At 67.7% G+C, this 17,573-nt stretch carries 15 protein-coding genes; 6 read left to right on the top strand and 9 right to left on the bottom strand.

What is annotated here, in order from left to right; translation table 11 throughout:
* Nucleotides 1-171: 171 nt before the first annotated feature.
* From AB0912_RS05710 to AB0912_RS05730, 5 genes are all read right to left on the bottom strand, one after another.
* Nucleotides 172-1,233 carry a dipeptide ABC transporter ATP-binding protein gene (locus tag AB0912_RS05710; RefSeq protein WP_366696667.1) on the bottom strand — a complete coding sequence of 354 codons (1,062 nt, stop codon included), beginning with the start codon at nucleotides 1,231-1,233 and terminating at the stop codon, nucleotides 172-174.
* Nucleotides 1,214-2,200 (bottom strand): ABC transporter ATP-binding protein, encoded by a 987-nt coding sequence (locus AB0912_RS05715; protein ID WP_366696668.1) that lies wholly within the window; start codon nucleotides 2,198-2,200, stop codon nucleotides 1,214-1,216. The genes AB0912_RS05710 and AB0912_RS05715 overlap by 20 nt, the downstream gene beginning before the upstream one ends.
* Nucleotides 2,201-2,205: 5 nt before the next feature.
* Complete coding sequence (locus AB0912_RS05720; protein ID WP_366696822.1) at nucleotides 2,206-3,126, bottom strand: ABC transporter permease; 921 nt, start codon at nucleotides 3,124-3,126, stop codon at nucleotides 2,206-2,208.
* A gap of 91 nt (nucleotides 3,127-3,217) precedes the next feature.
* A complete protein-coding gene (locus tag AB0912_RS05725; RefSeq protein ID WP_366696669.1) occupies nucleotides 3,218-4,141 on the bottom strand; it encodes an ABC transporter permease in 924 nt (307 codons plus the stop codon).
* Nucleotides 4,142-4,195: 54 nt separating this feature from the next.
* Nucleotides 4,196-5,830, bottom strand: a complete 1,635-nt coding sequence (locus tag AB0912_RS05730) for an ABC transporter substrate-binding protein (RefSeq protein ID WP_366696670.1) — start codon at nucleotides 5,828-5,830, stop codon at nucleotides 4,196-4,198.
* Nucleotides 5,831-6,424: 594 nt separating this feature from the next.
* On the opposite strand from AB0912_RS05730, the gene AB0912_RS05735 reads away from it, so the two are divergent.
* From AB0912_RS05735 to AB0912_RS05755, 5 genes are all read left to right on the top strand, one after another.
* Nucleotides 6,425-7,453, top strand: a complete 1,029-nt coding sequence (locus AB0912_RS05735; protein ID WP_366696671.1) for an ABC transporter permease — start codon at nucleotides 6,425-6,427, stop codon at nucleotides 7,451-7,453.
* An 81-nt stretch (nucleotides 7,454-7,534) separates the two neighbouring features.
* Nucleotides 7,535-9,295, top strand: coding sequence for an ABC transporter substrate-binding protein (locus AB0912_RS05740; RefSeq protein WP_366696672.1), 1,761 nt, complete (start codon nucleotides 7,535-7,537; stop codon nucleotides 9,293-9,295).
* A 105-nt stretch (nucleotides 9,296-9,400) separates the two neighbouring features.
* Nucleotides 9,401-10,381: an ABC transporter permease gene (locus AB0912_RS05745; RefSeq protein WP_366696673.1), complete on the top strand. Its 981-nt coding sequence runs from the start codon at nucleotides 9,401-9,403 to the stop codon at nucleotides 10,379-10,381.
* Between the two features lie 59 nt (nucleotides 10,382-10,440).
* Entirely contained in the window at nucleotides 10,441-11,478 is a 1,038-nt protein-coding gene (locus tag AB0912_RS05750; RefSeq protein ID WP_366696674.1) for an ABC transporter ATP-binding protein, read from the top strand.
* Nucleotides 11,479-11,504: 26 nt separating this feature from the next.
* Nucleotides 11,505-12,551, top strand: coding sequence for a dipeptide ABC transporter ATP-binding protein (locus tag AB0912_RS05755; protein ID WP_366696675.1), 1,047 nt, complete (start codon nucleotides 11,505-11,507; stop codon nucleotides 12,549-12,551).
* A gap of 266 nt (nucleotides 12,552-12,817) precedes the next feature.
* On the opposite strand, the gene AB0912_RS05760 is transcribed toward AB0912_RS05755, so the two are convergent.
* Complete coding sequence (locus tag AB0912_RS05760; RefSeq protein ID WP_366696676.1) at nucleotides 12,818-13,336, bottom strand: DinB family protein; 519 nt, start codon at nucleotides 13,334-13,336, stop codon at nucleotides 12,818-12,820.
* Nucleotides 13,337-13,443: 107 nt separating this feature from the next.
* Here AB0912_RS05760 and AB0912_RS05765 point away from each other — a divergent pair, with 107 nt between their 5' ends.
* The gene (locus AB0912_RS05765) at nucleotides 13,444-14,175 is read left to right on the top strand and encodes a methyltransferase domain-containing protein (protein ID WP_366696677.1); all 732 of its coding nucleotides are present in this window, start codon (nucleotides 13,444-13,446) and stop codon (nucleotides 14,173-14,175) included.
* Nucleotides 14,176-14,285: 110 nt separating this feature from the next.
* Here the strand turns inward: AB0912_RS05765 and AB0912_RS05770 are convergent, their stop codons facing one another.
* Genes AB0912_RS05770 through AB0912_RS05780 form a run of 3 tightly spaced genes read right to left on the bottom strand, consistent with a single transcriptional unit; the run spans nucleotide 14,286 to nucleotide 17,508 of the window.
* The gene (locus AB0912_RS05770; protein WP_366696678.1) at nucleotides 14,286-15,443 is read right to left on the bottom strand and encodes a dipeptide ABC transporter ATP-binding protein; all 1,158 of its coding nucleotides are present in this window, start codon (nucleotides 15,441-15,443) and stop codon (nucleotides 14,286-14,288) included.
* Nucleotides 15,444-15,456: 13 nt separating this feature from the next.
* Complete coding sequence (locus AB0912_RS05775; RefSeq protein ID WP_366696679.1) at nucleotides 15,457-16,518, bottom strand: ABC transporter ATP-binding protein; 1,062 nt, start codon at nucleotides 16,516-16,518, stop codon at nucleotides 15,457-15,459.
* A gap of 9 nt (nucleotides 16,519-16,527) precedes the next feature.
* Complete coding sequence (locus tag AB0912_RS05780; protein ID WP_366696680.1) at nucleotides 16,528-17,508, bottom strand: ABC transporter permease; 981 nt, start codon at nucleotides 17,506-17,508, stop codon at nucleotides 16,528-16,530.
* Nucleotides 17,509-17,573 lie beyond the last annotated feature (65 nt).

A 17,573-nucleotide genomic window follows, 5' to 3' on the forward strand; every position in this document is an offset into this window, starting at 1 on the left:
GAGAGCGGCGCCGGTTCAGGCGCGAAAAAACGAGCCGGGGTGACATGGCGCACCCCGGCTCGTTTACGGCACCCGCACGGCCGTACGTTGTTCACCTTGACGCGTCCGTATATCGGTACCGCTTCCGCCAAGTTGCCTGCGTGTTAACGAAGTTCATGCGTGTTTGTGCGGTTATGCCACCCCGCTCGGCGGCTCCTCCGGAGGCACGACCTGCTTCTCCTCGGCGAAGTGACAGGCCGAGTCGTGAGCGGCCGGACCGTCCCCGATCCGGAACTCGGCCGGCACCGCGAGCAGCGGCACCTCCAGCGCGCAGCGCTCCTGCGCCTTCCAGCAGCGGGTGCGGAACCGGCAGCCGGAGGGGATGTTCGCGGGCGAGGGCACGTCCCCGGTGAGGATGATCCGCTCCCGGTGCTCCCGCGCCTCGGGGTCCGGCACCGGCACGGCGGACAGCAGCGCCTGGGTGTAGGGGTGCGTCGGGTGGTCGTAGATCTCGGTGTCCCGTCCGGTCTCGACGATCCGCCCGAGGTACATCACCCCGACCCGGTCGGAGATGTGCCGCACGATCGACAGGTCGTGCGCGATGAAGACGTAACTGAGGTCGAACTCGTCCTGGAGTTTCTCCAGCAGGTTGATGACCTGGGCCTGTACGGACACGTCGAGGGCGGAGACGGGCTCGTCGGCGACGATGATCTCCGGGCGCAGCGCGAGACCGCGGGCGATGCCGATGCGCTGGCGCTGGCCGCCGGAGAACTGGTGCGGATAGCGGTTGATGTACTCCGGGTTGAGCCCCACCACGTCGAGGAGGTCCTGCACCCGCTTGCGGCGGTCGCCCTTGGGCGCCACCTCGGGATGGATCTCGTAGGGCTCCCCGATGATGTCGCCGACGGTCATACGCGGGTTGAGCGAGGTGTACGGGTCCTGGAAGACCATCTGGATGTTGCGGCGCACGGCCTTCAGCGCACGCCCGGACAGGCGGGTGATGTCCTCGCCCTTGTACTTGATCGTGCCGTCGGTCGGCTTCTCCAGGTTGACCAGCATCTTGGCGACCGTCGACTTGCCGCAGCCGGACTCCCCGACGATGCCGAGGGTCTCGCCGCGGCCGAGCGAGAAGTCGACGCCGTCGACCGCCTTGACCGCGCCGACCTGCTTCTTGAACAGGATGCCCTGGGTGAGCGGGTAGTGCTTGACCAGCCCGCTGACCTCCAGCAGGGGTTCAGTGGCTGTCTGTGCCATCGAGGCACTCCCTCCAGAAGAAGCAGGCGCTCCCGCGGTCGGCGTCGACCCGCGCGAGCGGCGGCACCTCGGTGCGGCAGATGTCCTGGGCCATCGGACAGCGCGGGTTGAAGGCGCAGCCCGGCGGGATGTGCATCAGGTTGGGCGGGAGTCCCTTGATGGCGTACAGCTCCGACCCCTTCTGGTCGAGGCGCGGGATCGACTCCAGCAGCCCCTTCGTATAGGGGTGGGCGGGCGCCTTGTAGAGGTCGTGCACGGGCGCCGACTCGACGATCCGGCCCGCGTACATCACGGCGATCCGGTCGGCGACGTCCGCGACCACGCCGAGGTCGTGGGTGATGAGGATGAGCCCCATGTGGAGTTCGCGCTGAAGTTCGGCGAGCAGGTCCATCACCTGGGCCTGCACGGTGACATCGAGGGCGGTGGTCGGCTCGTCGGCGATGATCAGGGCGGGCTCCAGGGCCAGCGCCATGGCGATCATGATGCGCTGGCGCATACCGCCGGAGAACTGGTGCGGGTAGTCCCGTACGCGGTCGGCGGCGGCCGGGATGCGCACCCGCTCCATCAGCTCGATCGCCTTGCCGCGGGCCTCCTTGCGGGACATCCCGCGGTGCACGGTGAACATCTCGCCGAGCTGGTCGCCGACGCTGAGCACGGGGTTCAGGGAGGACAGCGCGTCCTGGAAGATCATCGCCATCTCGGCGCCGCGCACCTTGCGCCGCTCCTCCTCCTTGAGCTTGAGGAGGTCGCGCCCCTGGAAGATGATCTCGCCGCCGGTGATCTTCCCCGGCGGCATGTCGAGGATGCCCATCACGGCCTGGGCGGTGACCGACTTGCCGGAGCCGGACTCGCCGAGGACGGCGAGCGTCTCCCCCTCGTCGACGCTGTAGTTGACGCCGTTGACGGCCTTGGCGACGCCGTCCCGGGTCCGGAACTCCACGTGCAGATCGCGCACTTCGAGCAGCACGGCGGTCACCTCAGCTTCGGGTCGAGGGCGTCGCGCACCGCGTCGCCGAGCATGATGAACGCGAGCACGGTGATCGCGAGCGCGCCGGCCGGCCACAGCAGCATGTGCGGGGCCTGGCGGATGTACGCGGAGGCCGAGGAGATGTCGATGCCCCAGCTCACGGTGGGGGGCTTCAGACCGACGCCCAGGTAGGACAGGGTGGCCTCCAGGGAGATGTACGTGCCGAGCGCGATGGTCGCCACGACGATGACGGGGGCGACCGCGTTCGGGGTGATGTGCCGCAGCATCAGCCGCGAGTTGGAGGCGCCGAGCGCGCGGGCCGCCTGGACGTAGTCGTTCTGTTTGGTGGTGATGACGGAGCCGCGCGCGATCCGGGAGATCTGCGGCCAGCCGAGCAGCACCATGAAGCCGACGACCGGCCAGATGGTGTTGCTGGTGACCACGGAGAGCAGGACCAGACCGCCGAGGACGACCGGGATGGCGAAGAAGATGTCGGTGAGCCGGGACAGCAGCGAGTCGCTCAGCCCGCCGTAGAAACCGGCGAGTCCGCCGAGCAGCGAGCCGAGGAGCGCGACGCCGAGCGTGGCGAGGACGCCGACGCTGATGGAGATCCGGGTCCCGTAGACCGTCCGGGTGTAGACGTCGCAGCCCTGTCCGTCGAAGCCGAAGGGGTGGCCGGGCTGGGAGCCCTGCTGCCTCTTCGAGAGGTCGCAGACAAGCGGGTTACCCGACGCGATCGACTGGGGCCAGATGGAGATGACGACCAGGAAGAGGATGACAAGCCCGGAGATGATGAAGACGGGGTTGCGGCGCAGGTCCCGCCAGGCGTCGGACCACAGGGAACGCGCGCTCTCTCCCGGCCCCGTCCCCTCCGGGCCGCCGGGCGTCTTCTCCAGGGTCTCCGCCTCGCTCGCCCCGAGGCCCATCGGGCCGCCGAAGCCCGTCCCGGCGACGGCGAGGTCCTCCTGCGGAGGGCCCTCGGGGCCGTGGTGCGGCTGTTCCTCGTACGGCGGCTGCTCAGGCATAGCGGATCCTCGGGTCGAGTACGGCGTACAGGAGGTCGACGAGCAGGTTGGCGACCAGGAAGACGAGGACGAGGACGGTCACGAAGCCGACGACGGTCTGGGTGTTCTGGCGGACGATCCCCTGGTAGAGCTGGTAGCCGACGCCGTGGATGTTGAAGATCCGCTCGGTGACGATCGCGCCGCCCATCAGCGCGCCGATGTCGGTGCCGATGAAGGTGACGACGGGGATCAGCGAGTTGCGCAGCAGGTGCCGGACGGTGACCCGGCGCCGCGGCAGGCCCTTGGCGACGGCGGTACGGACGTAGTCGGACCGTCGGTTCTCGGCGATGGACGTCCGGGTCAGCCGGGTCACGTAGGCGAGGGAGACCGAGGCGAGCACCAGGCCCGGCACGATCAGCTCGCCGAAGGTGGCCTCCGGGGAGACGGACGGTTTGATCCAGCCCCATTCGACGCCGAGGAGCAGTTGGAGCAGCAGACCGGTGACGAAGGTCGGCACGGAGATGACGACGAGGGTCAGCAGCAGGACGCCGGTGTCGACGGGCCGGCCGCGGCGCAGCCCGGTGATGACGCCGAGGGTGATGCCGATGACGATCTCGAAGACGATCGCGACGATGGTGAGCCGGATGGTGACCGGGAAGGCGGAGCCCATCAGCTCGGTGACCGGCTGTCCGTTGAAGGCGGTGCCGAAGTCACCGGTGAAGATGTTCTTGAGGTAGGTGATGTACTGCTGCCACAGGGGCTTGTCTAGGCCGAACTCCGTGCGCAGCTGGGTGGCGGTGGCGGGGTCGCACTGCCGGTCGCCGCAGAGGCCCGCGATGGGGTCGCCCATCACGTTGACCATCAGGAAGATGAGCAGTGTGGCGCCGATGAAGACCGGGATCATCTGTAGCAGACGCCGGATGACGTACCGTCCCATGAGTGCTCCGGAGGTAGTGGGGCGGGCCCGCGCGGCGGACCCGCCCCGGGCGGCTCAGTTGACGGTGATCTCGTTGTAGACGGGGACGCTGAACTGGTTGAGCGCCACGTTCGAGACCTTGTCCGAGTAGCCGGCGCTGCCGTTCTGGTACCAGAGCGGGATGGCGGCCATGTTGTCCCGTACGACCCCTTCGGCCTGCTGGAAGAGCTTGATCGCCTTGCCGGTGTCGGTCTCCGCGTTCGCCTGGTTGACGAGCTTGTCGAAGTCCTTGTTGGTCCACTGGCCGTCGTTGGAGGAGGCGTTCGTGTAGTACAGCGGCTGGAGGAAGTTCTGGATCAGCGGGTAGTCCATCTGCCAGCCGGCCCGGAACGGACCGGGCATCTTGTGCTGGCCGATCTGGTTGCGGAAGTCGGCGAAGGTGCCGATCGGGTTGCCGACGCACGCCTTGTTGTTGCCGAGGGCGTTGTTGATGGAGTTGCAGACCGCGTCGATCCACTCCTTGTGGGAGCCGGTGTCCGCGTTGTAGCTGATCTTGACCTGGCCGCCGGGCAGGCCGCCGCCCTCCTGGACCAGCTTCTTGGCCTCGGTGGGGTTGTAGTCGCAGGAGTCGCCGCACAGGCCCTTCTGGAAGCCACCCTTCTCGCCGAGCACCGGGGAGGTCCAGTCGCTGGCGGGGGTGCGGGTCTTCTGGAAGATCGTGTCGGTGATCTGCTGGCGGTTGATCGCCATGGACAGGCCCTGGCGGACCTTCTTGGCGCCGCTGGTGTTCCACTTCTTGTCGTAGAACGGGAAGGCGAGCGTCTGGATGATGCCGGCCGGGGTGTTGATGTACCGGCCGTCCAGGTCGTTCTTGGCGTTCTTGAGCTGGGCGGCGGGCACGTCGTCGACGAGGTCGAGGTTGCCGGCGAGGAGGTCGTTGTAGGCGGTGTTGTTGTCCGTGTAGACCTTGAGGGTCACGCCGCCGTTCTTGGCCTTGTCGTCCCCGGAGTAGTCGTCCCACTTCACCAGGGACATCTGGGAGCCCTTGGTGTAGGAGCTGATGGTGTAGGGGCCGTTGCCGACCGGCTTCTTCACCCAGGCCGCGTGGTCGTCGAAGAACGCCTTGGGCAGCGGGGAGAAGGCCGCGTAGCCGAGGGTGTCCGGGAAGGTCGAGAACTTCTGGTTGAGCTTGACCGTGAAGGTGTTCGTGCCGGTGACCTTCAGCCCGGAGAGGGTGTCGGCGCTCTGGCTCCCCGATTCGGGGTGGACCTTGTCGTAGCCGTCGATGTACCCGAAGAAGTACGCGTTCTTCTGGTTGTTCTTCAGGCTGGCGCCGTAGTTCCAGGCGTCCACGAAGGACTTCGCGGTGACCGGCTCGCCGTTGCTGAACTTCCAGCCGTCCTTGATGGTGATCGTGAAGTTCTGCGAATCCGAGGTCTCGATCTTGTCGGCGAGCATGTCCTCGGCGGCGCCGGTCTTGGCGTTGTACCGCTTCAGCCCGCGGAAGATCATGTCGAGGACCTTGCCGCCCTGCACCTCGTTGGTGTTGGCCGGTTCGAGCGGGTTCTGCGGGTCGCCCCAGGAGGAGCTGACCGTGCCGGAGCCGTCGCCGCTGCCGCCGCTGTCACTCCCTCCGCCCCCGCAGGCGGTCGCCGCGAGGGCTACCACCACCGCACATGCGGCCCATCTGGCGTGCGTGGCTCCACGCATGGAGTGCCTCCTCAAGAGTGCGCTGTGCCTCCGGCGCCGGGGTCGTGCGTTCGGCTCCGGTGCGTCGTGCCTTTAGCGCCCAATATCTGACGATATGAGACGTATCGCACATTCACCCCACCCTTCCGGGTGGCAACACCATCCGGATGGATCGATCCGGGACGGGAGCCGCAGGCGGACGGAAGGGGCCCGCGAGTGATCCAGCGGGGACACTCCGGACGATCCGGACAGGGTCACTTCGGACGTGCCGTCAGAAGATCTTGCAAAGGATCTCGAAGATCAGCGCAACGGATCTTCACCGTTCGATGCGGAACCGTTCATTTGGAAGCACCAGATGTACGCATTCCGAGACTCCGCCGTCCGGTTATCGAACTCGTTGTCCGTTTCGCGTAGTTGGCCCGATTCCGGACACAGTACGGCCACAGTGCGCTACACGCGTAGTTACGCTTGGGTCAAGCAAGATTCAAAAAGGTAAAGAGAAACCCAAGGCGACCGAGATTTTATTGACCTTGCATGAATTGCGTTGAAAAAGTCCGGCGTAGCCCGTAGGGAGCGCCCTGCGGATGCCGTTGACCCCATCGGGCATGGAGCACCATGACACTCCCCACTCCTTCCGCGGCCGCATCGCTTGAGGTGACCGACGAGATCGGATCGATCCCGGATTCGTCCATGAACCCCAAGGGCTCGGAGAGTCGCTCCCCGGGGCGGCTCGCCTGGAAGCGGTTCAAGCGCGACCGCACCGGTGTCATATCCGCGGCCATCGTGATCTTCTTCTTCGCGATCGCGATCCTCGCTCCGCTCATAGCCAAGCTGTACGGGAAGAACCCGTACACGACCTACGCCAGCCAGCGCCCGGAACTCCTCGACGCCTTCTCCTACCCGTCCGGCCCCAACGGCGGCATGAGCTCGGAGTTCTGGTTCGGCATCGAGCCCCAGCTCGGGCGCGACGTCTTCACCTTCCTGATCTACGGCATCCGCACCTCCCTGGGCATCGCCGTCGCCGCCACCCTGCTGACCACCTTCATCGGCGTGGTCGTCGGCATCACGGCCGGCTACCTGGGCGGCAAGACGGACTACCTCGTCGGCCGCGTCATCGACATCCTGCTGTCGTTCCCGTCGACGCTGTTCTTCATCGCCTTCATGCCGGTGGTCTACGGCCTCTTCGTCGCCCCCGACGAGAACACCCCCACCTCCCTGCGGGCCATCTCCCTGATCGTGGTCCTCTCCGCCTTCGGCTGGGCGTCCATCGCGCGTCTGCTGCGCGGCCAGGTCCTCGGCCTGCGTGAGCGCGAGTACGTCGAGGCCGCCAAGGTCACCGGCGCCTCGCCCCGGCGGATCGTGTTCAAGGAGCTGCTGCCCAACCTGTGGACGCCGATCATCATCCAGTCCACCCTGATGCTCCCGGCCTACGTGACCGCCGAAGCGGGTCTGGCCTTCCTCGGCGTCGGCATCATCGACCCGACCCCGGACTGGGGCGTGATGATCCAGCGCGGCGCCCAGTTCTACACCGAGGACCTCACCTTCATGCTCTTCCCGGGCCTGTCCATGGTGATCTTCGTCCTCGCCTTCAACCTGCTCGGCGATTCGGTGCGCGACGCGCTCGACCCGAAGTCCAAGCGGTAGCCACCACAGCTCCACCCGGCCGGTTCAGCGTCGTGCGGCCGGATCATCCGTCCCGATCGTCCCTATAAGGCAGGATTCTCCATGTCTTTCTCCCGTAGAAACTTCATGATCGCCACCGGCGTGGTCGCGGCCTCGTCGTCCGTGCTCACGGCCTGTGGCGGCAGCGGCAGCGACAACAAGTCCGGCCGCAAGGTCCCCTCGGTCACCGGCTCCAAGACCACCGAGATCCCGGTGGGCACGAAGGCCGACTCCACCGGCCCGGCGCCCGAGGTCAAGGGAGCGGTCAAGGGCGGGACGATCTACTCGCTCCAGCAGTTCGACATGGACCACCTGGACCCGGCGCAGATCTACGTCTCGACCGAGGGCGCCATCACCGTCCCGATCATGCGTGGTCTGACCGGCTACAAGCTGGACGACAAGGGCAACGCGACCCTGGTCGGCGACGCCGCGACCGACGCGGGCACCATGAAGGACGGCGGCAAGACCTGGACCTTCACCATCAAGGACGGCATCAAGTGGGAGGACGGCGCCGACCTCTCCATGGACGACGTCCGCCACACCTTCGAGCGCCTCTACGCGTCCTTCGTCACCGAGGGTCCCCGCTACGTCCAGGACTTCCTGGAGGGTGGCGACAAGTACAAGGGCCCCTACAGCGGCAAGAGCCTCGACTCGATCGAGATCGACGGCAAGACCGTCACCTTCCGCCTCAAGGAAGCCCGCGTCGACTTCAACTACACGCTCGCGATGCGCGGTTACTCCCTGGTGCCCAAGAAGAAGGACACCAAGGAGAAGTACGACAAGCGCCCCGTCTCCTGCGGCCCGTACAAGATCGACGTCCGTAACATCGGCAAGCAGATGACCTACGTGCGCAACGAGCACTGGGACCCGAAGACGGACTCGATCCGCAACGCCTACCCGGACAAGTACGTCTTCCAGATGGGCTTCGAGCTGGTCGCCTCGACCGACCGCTGGATCGCGGACCAGGGCAACGACCAGTACGCGGTGCCGATCTTCAACGAGATCGCGCCCGAGCGCATCGCCCAGGTGCTCACCAACCCCAAGCTGAAGAAGCGCGTCCTCACCGCGGTCGACACGGTCACCTACTACTGGCCGATCAACACCACCCGCGTCAAGGACGTCGAGGTCCGCAAGGCCATCAACTACGCGTGGCCGCACCAGCAGCTCCAGACCATCCGCGGTGGCGCCTCCACCAGCGAGATCGCCACCACGATCTTCGCCCCGGTGACCCCCGGCTACACCAAGTTCGACCTGTACGGCGTCTCCAAGAAGCCCGGCGGCCAGCCCGAAAAGGCCAAGGAGCTGCTGAAGAAGGCCGGCAAGGTCGGCTACAAGCTGGTCATCGCCTACCAGGCGTCGGACAACGCGGTGAAGTCCGCCGTCGCCATCAAGAACGCCCTGGAGGCGGCCGGCTTCACGGTCGTCAACAAGCAGGTCGACAAGTCGACCTTCTACACCCAGATCGGCAAGATCGACAACGACTTCGACCTGTTCGCGGCCGGCTGGAGCCCGGACTGGCCGGGCGGCTACTCGCAGTTCTACCCGTGCTGGAGCGGCGACAACATCGGCGACGGCCGCAGCAACTACGCCCAGCTCAACGACCCGGGCGTGAACAAGGCCATCGACGCCGCCGCCAAGACCGCGGACGTGGACCAGGCCAACAAGGCCTGGGGCAACGTCGACAAGATGATCATGGAGCTGGCGGCGGTCGTGCCCGACTACCACTCCATCCGCAACTACCTGTACGGCTCCAAGGTCGGCAACGTGGTCTGGGACAGCGGCAACACCTGCGTCGCCCTCACCAAGCTCTACGCCATGAAGTAAGCGCGCACGACGGTTCGGGGGCGGCCATTCACCTGGCCGCCCCCGTGGCCCACCCCCCTCAACTCCCCTCCCGGCGACGGCGCCCCGTCCGGAAAGTCACGCCTCATGTCCCGCTTCCTCATCCGCCGAGTCACCGGCGCGCTGGTCATCTTGCTGATCATCAGTGCCATCACCTTCTGGCTCTTCTACGCCGTCCCGCGTGACCCCGCCATGATGTCCTGCGGCAAGAACTGCACGCCTGAGAACCTCGCGCAGATCCGGAAGAACCTGGGCATCGACCACCCCATCCCGGTCCAGTACTGGTCCTGGCTGAAGGGCGTCTTCGTCGGCCGCGACTACGCCGGATACGGGCACTGCGAAGCCCCCTGCCTCGGCTACTCCTTCGCCAACCGCGAGCCGGTCTTCGGCACGATCATGGACCGTCTGCCGACGACGCTCTCCCTCGCCTTCGGCGGGGCCGTCGTCTTCCTCGTCCTCGGTGTCGGCGCGGGCATGCTCGCGGCCCTCAAGCAGGGCAAGTTCCTGGACAAGTTCGCCAGCTCGACCTCGCTGCTCGGCTCCTCGCTGCAGATCTACTTCGTCGGCTACGTCGCGATGTTCTTCTTCGTCGCGAAGCTCGGCTGGCTCGACCAGCCGCAGTACACCCCGCTGACCGAGGACCCGGTCGCCTGGTTCTCCGGGCTGCTGCTGCCCTGGCTCGTGCTCGCGATCATCTTCACCGCGAACTACACGCGTATGACCCGCTCCCAGATGGTCGAGCAACTCAGCGAGGACTACGTCCGCACGGCCCGTGCCAAGGGCCTGTCCGGGGCGAACGTGTTCTTCCGGTTCGCCTGGCGCGGTGCGATGGGCCCCATCGTCACGGTGTTCGGCATCGACCTGGGCACCCTGATCGGCGGCGCGATCATCACCGAGTCGACCTTCAGCCTTCAGGGCATCGGCCGTCTCGCGGTCAAGTCGGTCGACCAGAGCGACCTGCCCATGCTGCTCGGCGTCACCGTGCTGTCCGCCGGCGCGATCGTGTTCTTCAACATCATCGTGGACGCCGTCTACGCCCTCATCGACCCGCGGATCCGGCTCGCCTGACCCCCGGGCACCCCGCCCCCGACAGCAACCCCGGCATCACCCCCCTCAGGAGCGTCCCCGTGACGAGCACCGATCAGCAGCCCTTCCTGTCCGTCAGGGATCTGAAGGTCCACTTCTCCACCGAAGACGGCGTCGTCAAGGCCGTCGACGGTCTCACCTTCGACCTGGCCAAGGGCAAGACGCTCGGCATCGTGGGCGAGTCGGGCTCCGGCAAGTCCGTCACGAACCTGACGATCCTCGGCCTGCACGACCGCGACCGCACCGCCATCGACGGGGAGATCCTGCTCGACGGCAAGGAGCTGCTGACCGCCTCCGAGCGGGAGATGGAGCGGCTGCGCGGCAACAAGATGTCGATGATCTTCCAGGACGCGCTGGCCTCGCTGTCGCCGTACCACACCGTCGGAAAGCAGATCGGCGAGACGTACCGCAAGCACACCGGCGCCTCCAAGAAGGAGGCCCGGGACCGGGCGATCGAGATGCTGCGGCGTGTGGGCATCCCGCAGCCGGACGTCCGCGTGGACGACTACCCGCACCAGTTCTCCGGCGGTATGCGCCAGCGCGCGATGATTGCCATGGCGCTGGTCTGCGACCCCGAGCTGCTGATCGCGGACGAGCCGACCACCGCGCTCGACGTGACCGTGCAGGCCCAGATCATGGACCTGCTGAAGGACCTCCAGCAGGAGTTCGGCACGGCGATCATCTTCATCACCCACGACCTCGGTGTCATCGCGGACATCGCGGACGACGTGCTCGTGATGTACGGCGGCCGGTGCGTGGAGCGCGGGACGAAGAAGGAGGTGCTGCGGGCGCCGCAGCACCCCTACACCTGGGGTCTGCTGGGCTCGATGCCGAGCCTGGACGGACCGGTCGACGTCCCGCTGTCCCCGATCCCCGGTTCGCCGCCGTCGCTGCTGAACCCGCCGACCGGCTGCCGCTTCCACCCGCGGTGCACCTTCAAGGAGAAGGTCGGGGGCGTGCTCTGCTCCACCGAGCAGCCGCTGCTCCAGGTCACGGACGGGCGCGGTGCCGCCTGCCACCTCACGGCGGACCAGCGCCGGGAATACTTCGACGACCTCGCCGCGACCCGGTCGCACTGACGTAACTGAGACGGGACTTCACGATCATGAGCAACACGAACCCCCTCCTGGACGTCACCGGGCTGACCAAGCACTTCCCGGTGATGGGCGGCTTCCCCTTCAAGCGGAAGATCGGCGCCGTGCAGGCCGTCGACGGGCTGGACTTCCAGGTCGGCGAGGGCGAGAGCCTCGGTCTGGTCGGCGAGTCGGGCTGCGGCAAGTCGACCACCGGCCGGCTGATCACCCGGCTCCTCGAACCCACCAGCGGCAGGATCAGCTACCGGGGCCAGGACATCACGCACGCCGACCGCAAGGAACTGGCGCCGGTCCGCTCCGAGATCCAGATGATCTTCCAGGACCCGTACGCCTCGCTGAACCCGCGGCAGACGGTCGGAAAGATCATCTCGGGTCCGATGGAGATCAACGGGATCAACCCGCCCGGGGGCCAGGAGAAGCGCGTCCGGGAACTCCTGGAGACCGTCGGTCTCAACCCCGAGCACTACAACCGCTTCCCGCACGAGTTCTCCGGCGGCCAGCGCCAGCGCATCGGCGTCGCCCGCGCGCTCGCCCTGGAACCGAAGCTGATCGTCGCCGACGAACCGGTCTCGGCTCTCGACGTCTCCATCCAGGCGCAGGTCGTCAACCTCCTCCAGGAACTCCAGCGGGACCTGGGCATCGCGTTCCTCTTCATCGCCCACGACCTCGCGATCGTGCGGCACTTCTCGCAGCGCGTCGCGGTCATGTACCTCGGCAAGATCGTCGAGATCGCCAACCGCGAGGATCTATACGGCAATCCGCGTCACCCGTACACCCGCGCGCTGATGTCGGCCGTGCCCGAGGCGACCGCGGACGACGCGCCGGCCCGCGAGCGCATCCTGCTCAAGGGTGACGTGCCCTCGCCGCTCAACCCGCCGTCGGGCTGCCGGTTCCGCACCCGCTGCTGGAAGGCGACGGACAAGTGCGCGAGCGAGGCTCCGCCGCTGGTGCAGATCTCGGGCAGCAACGCCGGTCACCTGACGGCCTGCCACTACCCGGAGACGACGGAGGCCGTTCCGGCCCCGCGTCTGGCCAAGGACCCCGAGGCGGCGGTCTGACACACCCCGAACAGTCAGCCGCCCCCTTCCGGAGCCGACCTTCACCGGCCCATTGACCCGAGCCCACGAACGTCCGGTTCCAGGGGAACGAAGGCCCGCACCCATCGGGGTGCGGGCCTTCTCCGCGTACTGGGGCGGGTGAACGGCCCCTCGGGGGGCGGTAGTCCACCGGCGCGGCTAGGGCGTGTCGTTTGGATCATGTGGCGGGTCGCGGGGCAGCCGACAAGGCGCCGCACTCCGGCGCCACCTGATCCAAACGACACGCCCTAGTCCCCCGTCCGCCCGTCGGCCAGTTCGCGGAGGATGTCGATGTGGCCGTTGTGGCGGGAGGTCTCCTCCACGAGGTGGAGGAGAATCCAGCGCAGGTCGGCGTGCCGGCCGTCGCGGATCTTCCGTCGCGCCTTGGCGTCCAGGTCGTGGGCGGCGACCAACTCCCGGTAGCGCGCGCTCTGTTCCTCGTACGCGGTGAGGATCTCGGCCAGCGGGAGGTCCACCGCGATCCGCATCTCGCGGTCGGGGTCCTCGTCCGTCCAGGGGCCCTCGTCCTCCTCGCCGAGGAAGACGACCTGGAACCAGAAGTACTCCACCCAGCGCAGGTGGTTGACCACTCCGCTCAGGGTCATCAGCGGAGACCCGGGAAGCGGCGCCTTGCGCGCGTCCTCCTCGGAGAGGTCCTCGCACTTGGCGAGGGCGGTGGCCCGGGCGTAGTCGAGAAAGGTGGTGAGCTGAGTACGCTCGTCCCAGGCGGCCGGAGTATCGGTACGTGTCTGCGAAGTCGAAGTCATCGCGTGAAGCATCCCGGCCGGCCGGCCCGATGTCGACCGATTAACGGGCGCCGGATTCCTTGGTGATCACTGTTTCGGAGTGGCCCGGCGGCTGAGAGACTGCTGCGATGGCTGATCGTTCGTTCAGTGACGTGTCGCTCGCCGCCCTGTACGACCAGCTCAATCCTTGGGGGGCCGGGGACGACTTCTATCTGGACCTGGTGATGTCCGCGCGGTCCGTGCTCGACGTCGGGTGCGGTACGGGGCGGCTGTTGGCGAGGGCCCGGGAGGCCGGGCACGCGGGGCGGTTGTGCGGGCTCGATCCCGCCGCCGCCATGCTGGTGCAGGCCCGCCGGCGGGCCGCCGGTGTCGAGTGGGTACTCGGGGACCTCGGATCGGCGTGCTGGGAGCGGGAGTTCGACCTCGTGGTGATGACGGGGCACGCTTTCCAGGTGCTGCTCGGCGACGAGGAGGTGCGCGCCGCGCTCACCGCCGTACGGCGGGCCCTCGTGGACGGGGGCCGGTTCGTGTTCGAGACGCGCAATCCCGCCGCGCGGGCGTGGCGGACCTGGACACCCGACCGGGCTCGCGAGGTACGGGACGCGCACGGGGACGCCGTACGGGTCAGCCACCGGGTCGAGGGGCCCGTCCTCGGGGACCGGGTCACCTTCAGCGAGACCTTCGAGCATCCCCGCTGGGAGCGGCCCCGGGTCAGCCGCAGCACCCTGAGGTTCCTCGGCGCGGACGCGCTGCGCGGGTTACTCGGGGAGACCGGGTTCGTCGTACGGGAGCAGTACGGGGACTGGGAGCGTGGGCCGGTGTCCGCCACCGCCCCCGAGATCATCACCGTCGCCGGCTGACCTGGACGCGAGGAGGGCGGGGCCCGGAGGCGAGGAGGGCGGGCCCCGAAGGCGAGGAGGGCGGGCCCGGCCGTCCGGTCAGGTCCGCCCTCGTGTCGTACCGGCGCCGGCTACTCGGCCCGGCCCTCCGCGTCCTTCTCCAGCGCCGCCAGCGCCGGGTCGAGGACGATGTCCTCCGCGCGGGCCTCGACCGAGGGCTCCTCGGGGAAGTGGCAGGCGGTCAGGTGGCCGTCGTGGTTGCCGCCCAACCGGACGAGCGGGGGCTCCTCCTGGGCGCACTTGTCCTGCGCCTTCCAGCAGCGGGTGCGGAAGCGGCAGCCCGAGGGCGGGGAGATGGGGGATGGCACGTCACCCGCGAGCCGGATGCGCTCACGCCGCGCCTCGCCCGTCCCGTCCAGCTCGACCTCGGGGACCGCGGACAGCAGGGCGTGCGTGTACGGGTGCCTGGGCCGGGTGTAGATCGAGTCCCGGTCGCCGACCTCGATCACCTTGCCGAGGTACATGACGGCGACGCGCTGCGAGAAGTGCCGTACCACCGCGAGGTCGTGGGCGATGAACAGGAACGCGATGCCCATCTCCCGCTGCACCTGCTGGAGCAGGTTGACGACCTGCGCCTGGATGGAGACGTCCAGGGCCGAGACCGGCTCGTCGGCGACGATCAGCTTCGGTTCCAGGGCGAGCGCGCGGGCGACGCCGATGCGCTGGCGCTGGCCGCCGGAGAACTCGTGCGGGAAGCGGTTGTAGTGCTCCGGGTTGAGACCGACCGTCTCCAGCAGTTCGCGGACGCGCTTCTCCCGGCCGCCCTTGGGGTTGATCCCGTTGACCTCCATCGGACCCGAGATGATCTTTCCGACCGTCTGCCGCGGGTTCAGCGACGAGTACGGGTCCTGGAAGATCATCTGGATCTCGGAGCGGACCGGCGCCAGTTCCTTGCGGCTGGCGTGGCTGATGTCCTGGCCCCGGTAGCTGATCCTGCCGCTGGTGGGTTCGAGGAGCCGGGTGATCAGCCGGCCGGTGGTCGACTTGCCGCAGCCGGACTCGCCGACCAGTCCGAAGCTCTCCCCCACGTGCACGGTCAGGTCGATGCCGTCCACGGCCTGTACGGCACCGATGGTCCGCCGGATCGGGAAGCCGCCCTTGACCGGGAAGTGCTTGACCAGCTTGTCGACGACCAGCAGCGGTTCGTCCGTGCCGCCGCCGGTGGCCGCGCGCGGAGCGGGTAGCGTGGCATCACCCGTCGGGACGTCCTTCGCGACGTCTTCCTTCATGACGCTGTTCTCCCTAACGCAGCCGGGGCTTGATCTGCTCGATGAAAATGGCCTGCTTCTGCTGGGCCGTGAGGTGGCAGGCGCCGCCCCGGCCCACCGGCAGCAGCGGACGTTCGTCCACGCAGCGCGTGCCCCCGACCTCGCCCTGGAAGGTGCACCGGGGGTGGAACCGGCAGCCGGAGGGCGGCCTGAGCAGGGAGGGCGGCGCGCCGGGGATGGGCGCCAGCGGCGCGCCGAGGTCCGAGTCGAGCCGTGGCATCGAGTTCAACAGGCCCCAGGTGTAGGGGTGCTGGGGGGAGCGGAGCACCTCGCCCACCGTGCCGCGCTCCACCGCCCCGCCCGCGTACATCACCATGATGTCGTCGGCCATGTCGGCGATCACGCCGAGGTCGTGGGTGATGAAGATGATCGCCGAGCCGAACTCCTGCTGGAGGTCCTTGAGGAGGTCGAGGATCTGCGCCTGGACGGTGACGTCGAGGGCGGTGGTCGGTTCGTCGGCGATCAGCAGGTCGGGGTCGCAGACCAGCGCCATGGCGATCATCGCGCGCTGGCGCATACCGCCGGAGAACTGGTGCGGGTAGTCCTTCGCCCGCTCCTTGGGGTTGGGGATGCCGACCTTGCCGAGCATCTCCACGGCACGGTCCCAGGCCGCCTTCTTGGAGGCCCCGGTGTGCTTCATGAAGGGCTCGGCGATCTGCCGGCCCACCGTGTAGTACGGGGACAGGGCGGTCAGCGGGTCCTGGAAGATCATCGCGGCCTTGTTGCCGCGCACCTTCTCCAACTCCTGCTCGCGGGCGGTGATCAGCTCCTGCCCGTCGAGCAGGATCTCGCCCTCGACGGTGGTGAACATCGGGTTGTGCAGGCCGAGGATGGTCAGGTTGGTCACCGACTTGCCGGAGCCCGACTCGCCCACGATGCCCAGCGTCTTGCCGCGTTCGAGGTCGAAGGAGAGCCCGTCGACGGCCTTGACGACGCCGTCCTCGGTCTTGAACCGGACGTGCAGGTCGCGCACCGAGAGGAAGGCGCCCGAGCCCGCCGGTGCCCCGGCGCCCGATTCCTTGGTCAGAGTGGTCACGGAATGCTCCTAGGACAGCCGCACGCGCGGGTCGATGAAGGCGTAGCAGGCATCCACGATGATGTTGAACAGAAGGATCATGGCGGCGGAGAAGAGCATCACGCCCAGCAGCAGCGGCAGGTCGCTGAAGAAGACCGCCTGGACGGCGAGTTGGCCGAGGCCGGGCAGGCCGAACGTGTACTCGGTGATGATCGCGCCGCCCAGCAGCGAGCCGAGGTCGATGCCGAAGATGGTGACGATGGGGATGAGCGAACCGCGCCAGGCGTAGCGGAAGAAGACGTACTTGCGTGACATGCCCTTCGCGCGGGCGGTGCGCACGTGCTCCTCCTGGAGCTGCTCGATCATCGAGGAGCGCGCCATACGCGTGTACTGCGAGGCGAAGATGGTGGAGAGGATCACCCAGGGGATGAGCAGTCCGCTGAACCAGGTCACGGGGTTCGCGGTGAAGTCGTTGTAGGCCGGCTTGGAGAACAGGTGGGACTGGTAGACGAGGACGGCCAGCGCCAGCGGACCGAGGAAGTAGATCTGCATGGAGCTGAGCACCATCGCCCCGGCCGTCACCGTCTTGTCGAGCAGCGTGCCCCGCTTCCAGGCGGAGAGCATGCCGGTGCCCAGACCGACGATCAGGAAGACGACGGCGGCACCCAGCGTCAGTGAGACGGTGGTGGGCAGCCGGTCCATGAGCGTGCCCCAGACCTGCTCGTTGGTGTGGTACGAGTACCCGAAGCAGGGTGCGGAGCACGGCCCTTGGGCGAAGTCGCTGCTGCCCAGCACGAGGTTGTGCAGGAAGATCCAGTACTGCTCGGGGATGGACTTGTCGAGTCCGAGCACGTGATGGATGTTCGCGAGGTTGGCAGGCGTGCATGTCTTGCCGCACATCAGCAGCCCGGGGTCCCTCGGCATCCCGAAGAACAGCAGGAACGCGACGATACTCAGCAGAAACAGGATGACGACGGCGCCGAGTGAGCGGCGAATGAGGAAGCGCAGCATGACAGGGGCAGCTCTCAGACGTCAGCGGGGCCCGGCGGGGCCCGGTGCGCGCGCTCGTCGAGCGG

It is taken from the genome of Streptomyces sp. NPDC007084, from assembly GCF_040703595.1.
Classification (GTDB): domain Bacteria; phylum Actinomycetota; class Actinomycetes; order Streptomycetales; family Streptomycetaceae; genus Streptomyces.